Source organism: Quyinboa mangrovi, from assembly GCF_042219825.1.
Taxonomy (GTDB): Bacteria; Bacteroidota; Bacteroidia; order Bacteroidales; family UBA5342; genus JBHJHP01.
This window is the reverse complement of the sequence record NZ_JBHJHQ010000008.1, coordinates 242031-255920: the sequence shown is the minus strand read 5'-3', so window position 1 is coordinate 255920 and position 13890 is coordinate 242031. Positions and strand designations below refer to the sequence as shown.

Annotated in this window: 6 protein-coding genes; all 6 read right to left on the bottom strand. The window is 39.9% G+C overall.

Going from position 1 to position 13890, the window contains the following annotated elements; translation table 11 throughout:
* Positions 1 to 184 precede the first annotated feature (184 nt).
* Positions 185 to 2227, bottom strand: a complete 2043-nt coding sequence (locus tag ACE1ET_RS17425) for a M13 family metallopeptidase (RefSeq protein WP_375729707.1) — start codon at positions 2225 to 2227, stop codon at positions 185 to 187.
* 255 nt (positions 2228 to 2482) lie between these two features.
* A complete protein-coding gene (locus ACE1ET_RS17420) occupies positions 2483 to 6346 on the bottom strand; it encodes a T9SS type A sorting domain-containing protein (RefSeq protein WP_375729706.1) in 3864 nt (1287 codons plus the stop codon).
* A gap of 236 nt (positions 6347 to 6582) precedes the next feature.
* Entirely contained in the window at positions 6583 to 8139 is a 1557-nt protein-coding gene (locus ACE1ET_RS17415) for a glycoside hydrolase family 32 protein (RefSeq protein WP_375729705.1), read from the bottom strand.
* A 159-nt stretch (positions 8140 to 8298) separates the two neighbouring features.
* On the bottom strand, positions 8299 to 10533 hold the full coding sequence (locus tag ACE1ET_RS17410) for an alpha-galactosidase (RefSeq protein WP_375729704.1): 2235 nt from the start codon (positions 10531 to 10533) through the stop codon (positions 8299 to 8301).
* A 30-nt stretch (positions 10534 to 10563) separates the two neighbouring features.
* Positions 10564 to 12072, bottom strand: a complete 1509-nt coding sequence (locus tag ACE1ET_RS17405) for a glycoside hydrolase family 32 protein (RefSeq protein ID WP_375729703.1) — start codon at positions 12070 to 12072, stop codon at positions 10564 to 10566.
* Positions 12073 to 12144: 72 nt separating this feature from the next.
* A complete protein-coding gene (locus ACE1ET_RS17400) occupies positions 12145 to 13887 on the bottom strand; it encodes a RagB/SusD family nutrient uptake outer membrane protein (protein WP_375729702.1) in 1743 nt (580 codons plus the stop codon).
* Between the last annotated feature and the right edge of the window lie 3 nt (positions 13888 to 13890).

Here is a 13890-nt window from a genome sequence, read left to right as displayed (position 1 = left end):
AGTCCTTCGGACTTTAAATAAATGGGTTGGAGAAACATGCCGTAATAACAAAATCCGGTTTTCAAAATAACGCCAACGGAGTTATTAATGCGTCTAAAGTTCCTTTGCCCTGAAGGGGCAGTAGAACACCTGTCAAACAAAAAAGCCGGCATAAGCCGGCTTTATATTTTAGGATCATGGAGTTTTACCAGATTTTTGCCCGCATATCCAAAGGAATATACATGGAATCTGCCTCCTGAATATTAAATGCATTTACAAAAGCCTGAAGGTTTGGCAACGGACCGTTAACCCGGTGTTCACCAAGTGAGTGAACATCTGTTTTTACCCTTCTGAGTTTTTCAGCTTCCCTGATGTTTTGTGCCCATATTCTGGCATAGGAAAGGAAAAACCGTTGTTCGGCGGTGAAACCATCAATTTCTTCCGGTTCTGCTTTGCCTTTCAGTGTATTTTCAAAAGCCTGGAATGCAATATTCAAACCACCCAGGTCGGCAATGTTTTCACCCATAGTCAGCTCACCATTGGCATGAATGGTATCCTGAACAATAAATGAGTCGTAGCGCTCTGCCAGAACTTTTGTCCGCTTTGCAAATTTTTCAGCATCGGCTGGCTGCCACCAGTCATTCAGATTACCTGCTTTGTCAAACTGACGTCCCTGATCATCGAAGCCGTGGGTCATTTCGTGCCCGATAACCACACCGATGGCTCCGTAATTTACAGCATCGTCGCCATTCAGATAGAAGAACGGTGGCTGCAGAATAGCTGCTGGAAACACAATCTCATTCGCCGACGGATTATAGTACGCATTCACCGTTTGAGGTGTCATGTGCCATTCGTCTTTGTCAACCGGCTTTCCAATTTTATCAGCCGTATATTTAAAATCCAGCTCATTGGAACGGATGGCATTCTCCACATAACTGTCTTTAGTGACCTTAAGGCCGGAGTAATCTCTCCATTTATTGGGATAACCGATTTTTACGTGGATCGCAGCCAGTTTATCCTTTGCTGCAGCTTTTGTGCTGTCACTCATCCAGTCCAGCTGATCGATACGTTCCCCAAAGGCTATGCGCAGGTTTTCAACCAGTTTTTCCATGCGTTTTTTGGCTTCCGGCGGGAAATACTGTGCTACAAAAAGCTGACCGATAGCTTCACCCAGCGCGCCACTTGTGGCACCCGAAACACGTTTCCAGCGTGGTTCCTGTTCCGGCATACCGGACAATGTTTTACCGTAGAATTCAAAGCTGGCATCTACATAGGCTTTCGGCAGATACCTGGAAATGTTTCTGAGGAAATGAAATGTCAGATAGTCCTTCCAGGTGTTCAGGGGTTCAGCCCCCAGCATTTTACTCATCTCTGTCAGGTAGTGAGGCTGCGACACATTGATCTCTTTTGGTTCAGCCACACCCATTGCTGTGAAAAGATTATCCCATTCCATGGCGGGATATTCGGCTTTTAATCCGGCATAATCTACTTTGTTATAGGTTGCCTGCGGATCGCGGTTCTGCAGCCTGGTATTACTGATCTCTGCCAGTTTGTTTTCCAGTGTGAAAATCTCATCTGCCTTTTGTTCAGCACCCTTTTCGTTGCTGCCTTTCAGCATCCAGATTTCACGGATATAGTTTTTATATGCTGCGCGGATTTTATCAGCGTGTTCTCCTTTATCTGTATAATAGTCACGATCCGGCATTCCCAGTCCGTGCTGACTTATTTCGGCAATCATCATGTCGCTGTTTTTAGAATCCGGACTGCCGTAAAAATAAAACAGCGGATAGATCTGAAGTTCCTGCAATTTTCCGATCGCATTGACCAGATCATCTTTGCTGCTGATGTTCTGAATCATATCAAGGTAAGGCTGAACCGGTTTTAATCCTGCTGCTTCAATGGCTGCAGTATCCATACCCGATGCAAAAAAGTCGCCAATCTGTTGTGCGATGGTACCTTCTTTGGCCTGCTCTTTAGCAGCACCTTCAATGATACCTTTAACCCGTTCCCTGTTTTCTTCGGCCAGCATGTCGAATGCACCGTAGCGGCTTTTGTCATCCGGTAAAGGATTGTTGGCCATCCAGCCGCCGTTGGCGTACATGTAAAAATTCTGACCCGGAGTGTAGGACAAATCCATATCCTCCGCAGTAAAGTGTGGTTTTTCACCCATGTTTTTATCACCTCCGTTTTGGCATCCACCCACAATAAGGGCTGTCAGGATGCCTGTCGTGAATAACTTATGTTTCATTATCTCTGTGTGTTTGGTTGTTTTTCAATTCAAAGGGAACAAAAATAATACTTTTTGTTTGTGGAACTTTATCACAGAAGTTAAAAACAATAAACGAAGCTCCATAAGGCTTTAGATCCGGATCATTCTAAGTTTTATTCTGGGAATTGCCCATTAGCTGTTTCATTTTTTGTACGTTAATGGCGGAAAGATCCACCATATTTGGTCGGTCTGAAAAACTTAGCAGCGTCAATAACTGTTGATTATCACTATTTCTTAGTGGATAACCACAATCTGTTTTGTTTCAATCACTGCATCATCAACACTTATCCTGCACAGGTAAGTACCGTTGGAGATCAAGGCTGTGCCCAAGTCAAAGGTGTACTCTCCGGCACTTACCGTTTTGTGGAGTGGCATGGATATCAACTGACCGAGTTGGTTAAATACCTCTATTTTAATAAGCTTTCTACTGTTTAAGTCAAATTTAAATACCACATTGTTGTCTGCAGGATTGGGATAGCTGCTAACCATTGCAGGCAGTGTAGGCGGTTTATTCTGTGTGCCGGTGTTATTGCCATAGATCAATATGCCATCAGCCGGAAAAGAGTGGCCATGTGTTGTGGTGAAGTCAATATTCCAAACGGATTGTTTCAGGGTATCCGTAGTGAAAACGAGGGTGAAGGTAAGTTCATCACTCTCCTGACCCGGCTGTAGATCGCCTATATATACCGAATCGGATCCAAGTACGCTTAGTCCCGGCCCCGGAGAAAATCGTGCACTTACACCGGACGTTGCAGAGTCACCATAATTTTTAACTTTAAAAGAAACCACACTTTCTTCATCGTCATTAACCGTAAATGCACTTTGTGATAAATTGTTAGCAGCAATACAGACCTCCAGTTGAATATGATCTGATATTAAATTAAGTACATGGTTGGTCTGATCTGCTAATTTCTGTACGCCGCTCATACACGTATCGATGTATGCCAGCACTTTTTCCTTGGTGGCACTGCTGCTGTCCGCTGCCAGGGTAATAATGGTGAGATATGCATTCAGACGGTTCATGGCAGAATTGGTATAGTTTGCCACCAGTGTATCGTATTCTGTTTCAAAACCCGGTATGGTTTGATGTGCCAGATGAGCTCCGGATAAAACCGGATACATTGCATTTTTAAGTTCTTTTTCATAAGCCAGTTCGGCTTCTCTTAAATCAAACAGTGACTTGACAGCTTCCCACTCCTGGCTGTCCGTTATTTTTGTTCGTATCGTTTCAAGTTCAGTGTTAAAGCTGATAGAACTTTCTTTCAGCCGCAGAGATAATGGATTCGTATACGTTTTCACTGATGTTGATCTCTCAGCTGTCAGTAATGACGTGTTGTTTAAATTAATGTTCTTCGTCCCATATGGATAATATATTTTGTCGACAGCATCTCTCATTTCCAGCGGCATTAAAAAGTAGGTTACTGTAGAAATGGTAAGTGCAGTTCCTACCTCAACATACGCACTTGCTTTAATGTAAAAAGCGGCCTGTTCCAGGTAGTTTCCTATTCCGGTGGGATCTAGGGTGCTTATCCAGTCCAGGATAGCTGCTGTTTGCATCATCAAGGCAGCGGCTGTTCGCAGACCGTCACTGTAAGTATGGACAGTTTCCGTTGCACTTTTTTCATCACGTATGAATTCAATTTTCTTTATTATGGCATCTTCCAGCGTGCCGGTTTGATCCAGTTTAAGGCTTAACTGTCCGGCTTTCTCAATACACATGCCGGTTTGAGCATTAATATATGCCTGCTGTATAAATGGATCTTCAAGTGCCTCAAAAATCATTCCTGCAATTTTATCCCATTTTACTTCCGAAAAACCATGAATGCCGAAACCGGCGTAGTTCTTCTTTAAAAGCTTCCATCCATCAAGAATTGGTTTAGCTGCCGGATATCCAACCTCGCCGGCAACAAATTTTACGGTCATATCTACATTATCAATTACCGCCAGTTTTATCAGTTCCCGCATCAGTATCTGAAGTAGCAGGTCGTAAAGTTCCTGCGCCCCGCCAGCCGGGAGTTTTGCAATAGCCTTCAGGAACTTTATGAGATCCATGCCCCAATCGTCGGAATAGTAGATGTATGCAATCAGATCACCGAAGCAATTCATCATGTCACTGCCTGTAATGGTTCCGTCTTCAAACAAATCGTATGTAAATTGTTCTACAAGAATAAGTCGTGCCAGACTCTGTGCTTTCTGGTCCGTCATGTACTGATTCCAGTTTTCCATCATATCATAGATGCCGGCAAGACTGTTTTTGTAGGTAAAGTCACCCACATAACTATAGTTATTAAGATGTCCATAGTTTTGCGGAGATATGTGTTTGAGGTCATGCATTAATTTGTATTTAAAAGTGAGCAGTGAATCAGGAAAAGACAAGCTTGCTGAATTAACCGCAGGACCAATTTCTATGTTTTGGTTCACCGTAACTTCATGGGCATTGCCATTGGGCTCAAAGATTTGTTTGGATGCCTTAATGATATAATGACCCTGTGCCAGATCCGGAAGTTGAGATAAACCGTTATGATCGGTTGTGACCGGACCTGCAACTTTAATGTTGTTCTGATACAAACTAACGGATACATCTTCGGCTGGCTGTGTATAGTTCAGAGCCAGATATTCTTCACTGAAATACACATCGTTAACCTTAAGTTTTAAGGTGCCCTGAGCATCATTATCCACCCCGGATCCTGTTACATTAACTGTATCGACAGGGTTATAGATATCATCTGAATAGATGAGTATAGCGTCGTTAAAATCTGAAATAAGGTCGGGATTGAACCGGAGTTGAAAGGTCGTCGATTGCCATGGCATTATTAGTTTTGGGAGTGAAGCACTGATGCTGCTGAAAACCGATGTGTTTTCCGGTTGAATATTTTTTACGGTCAACGGAATATTACTTTTGTTGGCAACTGTAATATATTCATCCGAAAAACTGTTGACCCAGACATCTCCGAAACTGATGGATTCAGGTGTCGTTTCAATAACCGGCGAAGAAGAAAAATAGCGAAAGCACATTACATAGGACTGCTTGTTATGCGGCGCATTATCAGGGAGACCGAAAAATGCGATGTATGGGTTGTTATGACTGTCCATTTTAAGGGACGCATTTCCGGAGGGTGATACATCATCGCAAATTACGTTCCTTTGCCATTGACCGTTATTCTGTGTGTACATTACCGGTTCAGTATCCACCGTAAATATACTGATGTCATCGTCAGGAGAAATAAAAATGGATAATGGCGTTCCAAATCCACTCATTCCCAGATCATGGACAATCATTTCATCCCAGTTAAAGAAAAAGTAACTTATTTTACTGGCTGTAATGTATTTTGTATCGATCAAATTACGGGTAAAGTGTAGATTGTCTTCACTGTCTATGGCTGCATCAAATGTTCTGACGGGTGGTAATAAAGGAGTTTGAGGTACATATAATCTGTAAACCTTCCAGATTGATGAATTTCGTTCATACACTATAATAGAATCTAACTTCCCGGAACAAATCACAGGCGTCCCGTCTTTTTTGTAGAGAAGACGTGATAATAAACAAGAAAAATTATTATCAACTATTTCCTTGTTCCATCCTGTTCCGTTTTTCTCTGCATATATCAGTTTATCCTGTGAAGGGTGTGCATATATCAACCCGACTTTTTCATCCTTATATGTATTTATGTCTGTTTGTATTAATGCGATGTCGCGTGTAGTGTCTACTTCTTCAAAGGTCCATTGGTTATCCGCATACTGTCCGTATATAATGCTATTTACATTTAATAATCCGGGATCTCTGTGGAAACAAATATGAAGCCTGTCATCCTGGTCTATTGCCATTGAAGATTCCGTTCCACTGATGCCAAACGTATCAAGGTTGGTAATATTCCAGCTGCCATTTTTATTGGTGACATATTTCAGGTCCAGTAGATCCAGATCCTGGTAAAGAATATGTGCGTTATCATTTTTATCAAGCGCAAGGGATATGTACGATCCTTTTGCTATTCCGGTACTGTCAGCAATCTGGGTATTCCAGATCTGACCACTGATGTTTAAAACAAATCCGAACAGTAAAATTCCCAGGGAAGGAAAACGAAGCAGAGACCTGCACATGGTGAGTTAATTTGAGGTTATTTCTTTGAACTGAAAAGCATTGGGAGAGGACTATCAGCTAGTCAGGAACATCCATTATAAATTTACGTAAATTTGATTGCCCGAACCAAAAATCCCTGTTACAATTATTTATAATCAAGCTGTCTATTCTTCTCTCTGTGCTTATAATGTTCACTTTCAGTGAAGTTTGCAGAAAGAAAAATAAAACAGGTTCATGAATATTCAGGTTCAGGCCTTTACCAGATACTTTTCAGACGGATGGCTTCAAACTGCGTAACTTTTATATCTGAACCGGAGATTTTATACAGATCGTATGGTTGTGAAGGGAACATTATTTCAGTCATCACAAGCTCTCCCTCGTTGATGAATACTTCGATACTGGAGACATCGAGTAATATTTGCAGTTTTATTTCTGAATTGTTAATACTGAATGGTGCGATATGGTTGCCCGTAAATTCATTTGAAAATGATACATCGCCTGATTTGTCCCGGTTGATATAGAACTGCTGTTGTTTTGCATTATAACCCAAAATCAGTTGTTGTTTAAAATCGTTGGATAAGGTCAATGCGAAATCACTAAGCTTCTCAGATTTACTTTCAATAGTAAATTTAAGTTCCTGAGGACTGGAACGGAAAGGCAGATGCCCTGAATAATTTCCTTTTTTATTTGGTTTCAGATCGGATACAATTTCGAGCTTTTCCTGAATGTTCTTTATTTCCCTGACCGGATTGGACAGTATCCTGTAATTTCCGTTTTCCTTTTTCAGCGTCACTGTTCTGGGGAAGGTCATGGCGCTGCGCCATTTTTCAGTGGGGACTATCTGACTATACTGCCAGTTACTCATCCAGCCCATAAATATTCTGCGGCCATCGGACTTTGGAATATCCGACCAGGTCACACCGGCATAATCATCTTTTCCGTAATCAATCCAGAAAAGCTCTTTGTTCTCATTGGTGAATGTGTGCCCATCAAATTCACCCACAAAATACTGCGTGCCTGAACCGCCGTTGGGCGCCCCCGGATTGATGTTGACAATCAGTACCCATTTCTCCTCGTTGTTGTCTGACTTTAATGAAAACAAATCCGGACATTCCCAGACACCGCCATAGGATGCGATATCGGAACGGAAATCACTTTCGTGCTGCCATGATTTCATGTCTTTTGAGGAATAAAAACTGATGTGGTCTTTCACCGCCAGGGTCATGATCCATTTTTTATCCGGCTCATACCAGAACACTTTTGGATCCCGAAAATCAATAATTCCGGGATTTTTTAAAACCGGATTATGTGCATATTTTGTCCACGTTCTGCCTTTATCCAGGCTGTAAGCAATGGCCTGCGTCTGGTAGTCTATTCTGCCCTGTTCAGCACCAACCGGATCGTGATACGTATAAATAGCTACCATGGGGGGAATATTATCATTGCCTAAACCGGTGGTATTGTTCCAGTCGATGACTGCACTTCCTGAAAAGATATATCCCAGGCTATCAGGATAGAGGGCAATGGGTAAATGTTGCCAGTGAACCAGATCGGTGCTTACGGCATGCCCCCAGTGCATGGGTCCCCAAACGGTGCTGTCGGGGTAATACTGGTAAAACAAATGGTATTCTCCTTCGTAATATACCATGCCATTCGGATCGTTCATCCACATGGAATCGGGCGAGAAATGAAACTGTGGGCGGTAAGCTTCATTGAAGGTTACAGTTGCCTGGTATGCTGATTCCTGTTTATGTGTTTTCGTTTTGCAGCCAAATGCAAGAAATGTAAGAAATATGATTATTGATAATTTCATTTTATACTATTTTAGTTTAAATATCAACATAAAAAATTTTATATCCTATTTGTAAGCTTGCTATGGATAATTATTTTCTCCCGTTGCACTTTTTTGTTGTCATTAGCCTTGTTTGTTAGACTTTCTTATAATGCACACTATTATTTAATATGAAAACCACTAATCTTCATTAAGTAAAAAAACAGCACTATCAAACTGATCGGATATTTGCAATTCAATACCGACATTCATTAAATATTCTCCGTTAAAAGTTTTACCGTTCCCCCAAAAACGGCTCTTACCGTTTTCATTAATCTCTTTAATAGTATAGTCTTTTACAGGATCAAGTCCGTTAAGCTTAACGGTTGGATATAATCCTCTTGAATGAGGTTCAATGCTAAAGGCAAATAACGCTGCTGTTTTTTTGTTTGGGTCAACATATAGTAGTGATGCCCAGCCTCCTTCATCATAAGGCGACAGTAACCTGTAGAGATCTCCCGCGGTTACCAGTGGGCGAATGTATTTTTTGTAATTATTGATTGCTTCTATGGCGAAAACACGATCATCTCCTTTAATATCTTTGGGCTGAAGTTCCATCCCCAAACGACCGGTCATAGCCACATCAAACCTGAATTTGAGAGGAGTAACCCTTCCGGTTTGATGATTTGGACTGGTTGAAACATGTGCCGCGGTAGCTACTGGTGGATAAATCAAATTTGTTCCATATTGTATAAAGATCCGTGATAATGGATCAGTATTATCCGAAGTCCAGAATTCATTATGAAATTTAAGTGCGCCATAATCTAAACGACCACCACCGGAGGCACAATCCTGAATTACAAAATCCGGATATTTTTTTCGTATTCGATCGTATACAGAATACAGCCCCTTAGTATAAGCAACCCAAAAATGAGTTTGCTTTGAATCCGGAAGATATGTAGAACCAACCTGCTCAACATGTCGGTTAGCATCCCATTTAATATATTCAATTTTAGGATGAGTAGTTAAAAGACTGTCTACTATAGTGTATATAAAATCCTGAACTTGCGGGTTCGATAAATCCAGTAACAGTTGATGTCTCCAGGTAATCTTTTCTCTTCCCGGGCTTTGGACAATCCATTCAGGATGTCTCTCGGCAAGTTCACTGGCTGGGTTCACCATTTCCGGTTCAATCCATATGCCAAATTTTAATCCGTTAGAATTCGCGTGATCAATCAGATAATCGAGTCCATGAGGTAACTTTTTTGTATTGGTTTGCCAATCGCCTAATCCTGCGTTGTCATTATTCCTGGGGTATTTATTCCCAAACCAGCCATCATCGAGAACAAACATCTCAATGCCAATTTTGGCTGCATCATCCATCATCCCGTTTAGTGTTTTTTCATCAAACGAAAAATAAGCTCCTTCCCAGCTGTTCAGAACAATATCGTGAGGTTCATATCCACCAGTCATTCCGTATTTACGTCCCCACCGGTGAAAGTTGCGTGATACTTTTCCCTGACCTTTATTACTAAACGTGTAAATCATTTCCGGGGTAATAAAGGTTTCTCCAGGTTTTAAGTTCCATTCAGCAAGGAAGGGATTGATTCCTGAAAGCACATTTAGATTTTTCCATTCATCAATTTGAAAAGACAGACGATAATTACCCGACCAGGCTAAGGCTCCACCGTAACATATCCCCTCATTTTCAAGGGCAGGATGATCTAAGCTCAATATAAATGAAGGATTTTCTCCCTGTGTTGTACGTACTCCTTTCTTTGATTCAATAATTTTAATTCCATTTTCAATTTTTTCTTCTACTTTTTGCATTTCTCCAGCCCACGGCCCATAAAAGTGAGTTAGATAATAGCTTCCTGAATTCACTTTCAGAAAAGAAGAATAAAATCGCTTAAGCATAATTGCCTCAGATTGATGATTAATAATTTTCACCCATTGAGTAATAACATCTTCAGAATAATAGGCTTTTGTGTTCAGTTCAATCTCTAATGCATAAACTTTATCTCTCAATTTGATAATTGAATGAGAAATGCCTGCTACAGATGTGTCAGTGTGGTGTTCTATATATTCAAGTTCTGTATTCAGGCTTCCATCAGACTGGATTGCAGCAAATGCAGGCTCGTTAATGTTTCCCAGTCCAAAAGCAGGATAAGCCTCATAACTTAAGTCGCGGTTTGTGTCGAGTTTACGATAGGATTGTTGATTGTAGAAAGGTTTTATATCCTCAATCCTTGAGCCGTAATACTGAAACACCAGTCTATTGGTTTTGTCAACAGAATAAACCAAAGATGTTCCTTTTGTATGTATAGGGATTACAGTCATATTCTGGCCAAAAACTGAAGTGCTGAATACAAGCAAAACCAATATTACAATCCTAATAAATGATCTCTTTATTTTTGTATTTTTTATTGTTTCCATAACTGTTTTTAAGTCTGAAATTTTACTCTCTTATAGTTCGACCTGATAACCATTTAGCAATTTTACCTTTCCATCTGTTGCGAAAAGTTTTATCTGCTTAATTTTATTTAGAGCCTCACATTTTTTAGTCATTGAAATAAATCCATCAATGGCATACAACTCCACTGAATTTTGATCAATAAACAATGTCATATCCATTACAGGCTGATCGATAGCGTAATAAGCATAATCAATTATTGTATTTTCTTCAGGTTTATCATCTTTTGGGCTAATGCAGGTTATATAAAAATACCGCCTCAAGCTGTGATATCCAATTATGATTTTTGTTCCTTCATTATTTGTGATCTCAATCCCATAAATTTCTGCAAAGTCTAAATATATTCGATTGTTGACATCAAATGTCAGATTAAGTTTTATCGGGAGTTCCGGTTTTTCATTTAAAGTCAGTTCTCCGGAATAGTCCTGCTCTTTTATTAATATTTTTCCATTATCCGGTATGTCAAGTGCTTTAGCCGGTTCTGAACGAAGATAATAATCGTTGAATTTGTTTATTAAGCTCAGTTTTCGTGTAATAGTATATGATTCCAGTATTCCTTCATTTGTATTAAAATCCTCATATTTGCTATTAAAGATGGATCCCAGATAGTAGCTGGGTTCCTCAGTCTCAAAATAGTTGGTAAAGGCAACACCGGCAAAGTTATCCGTACCGTTATCTACCCACTTTGGCTTATGCGTTAACGGGGAAAATTCAAACCCGTTAAAGTCACCTACAAAATATTGTGTGCCGCTACCATTATTTGGTGAACCAGCAGTCGTACTTACAAAAAGAACCCATTTTTTGTTATTGAGCGCATCAGTTCCAACCTGTGAAAAATCCAGAGTGGTCCAGTCTCCTGATTTATCTTCCACTGCATCTCCAAACGAACTAACATATTCCCAGTTTATCAGATTCGCTGAGTTATAAAACCGGATATGGTATCCCGATAATACAAGCATCACCCATTGTTGCATTTCTTCATGCCAAATAACTTTTATGTCTTCTATATCTTCGGATAAATCATTTAAAACAATTGAGTTATTCAATTCTTTCTGCCATGTCATTCCATTATCATTACTGTATGATATATAAATATTCTGGTTAGTCTGTATTTTTCTGGATTTTGAATCTAAATGATTTGTATAAAATGCAAGAACAGGTTGGTCATCATTCCCGAAGCCTGACATGTTATTCCAGTCAACCACTAAACTAAGGTTATTGATCCTGACTGTAGAATCAATAATTACATTCGTGTTTTGATTCCAATGCACCAGATCATTTGTCACGGCATATCCAACTTTAAAATCACTGGAGTTATCAGCAGATGCGTAGTAAAGATGATATTTTCCATTGATCAGAAGTAATTCATATGGGGCATCTAAAATTCCCTCGGAAAGACAAAAATGAATATCATCAATGCTCCTGTCATCATCTTCTTTAAGGTCACAATTATTAGTAAGAGCAATTAATGCAAAAAGAACAAATGTCAGAAATGGTTTCATAGCATTATACATTATAAGTATTGAAAATGAAAAGAGTTTGGAGTGACTTTTCGTCACTCCAAACTTTGAAAATTAATAACCTGCATTTTGCTTGTATAACCCTTTTGTAAAATCAATTTCACGTTGTGGAATTGGATAATATTCATCTCTGCCTGCCGTAAACCTGGCATTGTTAAGGAAGTCTTTTCTGGTCTTTTCCTTTTCCAGATAAGCATTTAAAGCAGGTTCGGCTATGCCCCAACGTACAAGATCGAAAAAGCGCGGACTTTCCATTGCGAATTCCATTCTTCTTTCCCAGCGCAATGCCATCCGTGCATTTTCCTGTGACCATGCCAGATTTACCCCGTCATATTCTGAAATCAGGTAATTAGATGGATCGGTCCCATCTGCAAGTTTGGTTCGACCAGTACTTTCTGAGGCTCGTTTTCTTATTTGATTAATAAGAGGCCTTGCGTTTTCCTGTTGTCCAAGTTCTATATATGCTTCAGCCTGCATCAATAATACATCGGCATAACGTATGATATCAATATTTTTTGAAACACCCATGAAAGGTCCTTGCTTTTTGTAGCAGGAACAATCTGCAGCTTGTTGTTCTTTCATACTTTGAAACAGACCATAGACACCGGGATCACGAACCCAACTATTGCTGAAAATATATGAGTCTTCATTCCTGTATTTATAGGGATGTCCATCCATACCAACAGTATGATCAATCCTGGGATCAACTGTAACACCATCAGGAGTAATATCTGTGGCACTCAGTTCAACATTGTTGAACGTATCAAATTTGGGCAAACCATTTTCATCAGTAGCAAAGGCATTTACAAGATTCTGACTTGGTTGATGAAATCCACAACAACCATATTGAGGAGCACCATGAGGATAATTCAAACCGTTTTCGAAATTTAACCGACCAGCAGTGGTTCCATCACTAATACTGAATTGTATGGCGAAGACGGATTCGGGTCCGTTGTCATAACCATTTAAGAAATTCTCCGCAAAATCTGGTTGTAAACTGTATTGTCCAGATTCAATTACCATTTGTGTTAAATTTACAACTTCCTGCAATCTTGTTTGATTAATATTGATAACCTGATTGTTTTCATCCTGTTCGTAAGCCTGGTATAATCTTACCTTTGCAAGATATGCCGCAGCTGCAAACTTGTTAGCTCTTCCAATTTCCGTCTGAGACTCAGGAAGATTATCAACAGCATATTGAAAATCTTCAGCTATTTTATTCCATAACTCATCATTTGAATATTGTCGGTTTGAAGTTTCTAAAATTTGCTCATTTGTTAAATCTTCTGTGATATAGGGAACATATTTAAAAAGTACTTTTAGCATAAAATGAGAATGTCCTCTTAAAAATCGGGCTTCTGCTATTCTAACTTTTCTTAGTTCGAACTCGGAATCCGTCAACTGATTTAGTGTTCGTAATGCAGAATTAGCTCTGGAAATTGCACTGTAGTAATTTTCCCATGTATATGGAAGTCCTGCTAACCAACTTTGAAATGGTTGAGTTAAGTTATACTGTTCATAAAAATTAAACGGTTCCACATCGGCAACTCCGCCTCCTCCTTTGTAAGCATCATCTGACCTGACGCTTCCATAAACCCACATGCTTGCAATAGGCCCGATCATATCATCGTTTCCTATTCCTGCATATGCAGCTGTTACAAGACCTTCAGCGCCTTCAACCGTAGGGCTGCCAGCAGAAATAAAACCTTTTGGCTCAGTTTCGAGATAATTTTCACATGACCCAAGCAATATGCTGAGTATGAGAATAATGTAAATATTATTATATTTTATTTTCATGAC

Bases quoted from the DNA above. Each gene is read 5' to 3' on its own strand.
- ACE1ET_RS17425 (WP_375729707.1), bottom strand. From the start codon at position 2,227: ATGAAACATAAGTTATTCACGACAGGCATCCTGACAGCCCTTATTGTG.
- ACE1ET_RS17420 (WP_375729706.1), bottom strand. From the start codon at position 6,346: ATGTGCAGGTCTCTGCTTCGTTTTCCTTCCCTGGGAATTTTACTGTTC.
- ACE1ET_RS17415 (WP_375729705.1), bottom strand. From the start codon at position 8,139: ATGAAATTATCAATAATCATATTTCTTACATTTCTTGCATTTGGCTGC.
- ACE1ET_RS17410 (WP_375729704.1), bottom strand. From the start codon at position 10,533: ATGGAAACAATAAAAAATACAAAAATAAAGAGATCATTTATTAGGATT.
- ACE1ET_RS17405 (WP_375729703.1), bottom strand. From the start codon at position 12,072: ATGAAACCATTTCTGACATTTGTTCTTTTTGCATTAATTGCTCTTACT.
- ACE1ET_RS17400 (WP_375729702.1), bottom strand. From the start codon at position 13,887: ATGAAAATAAAATATAATAATATTTACATTATTCTCATACTCAGCATA.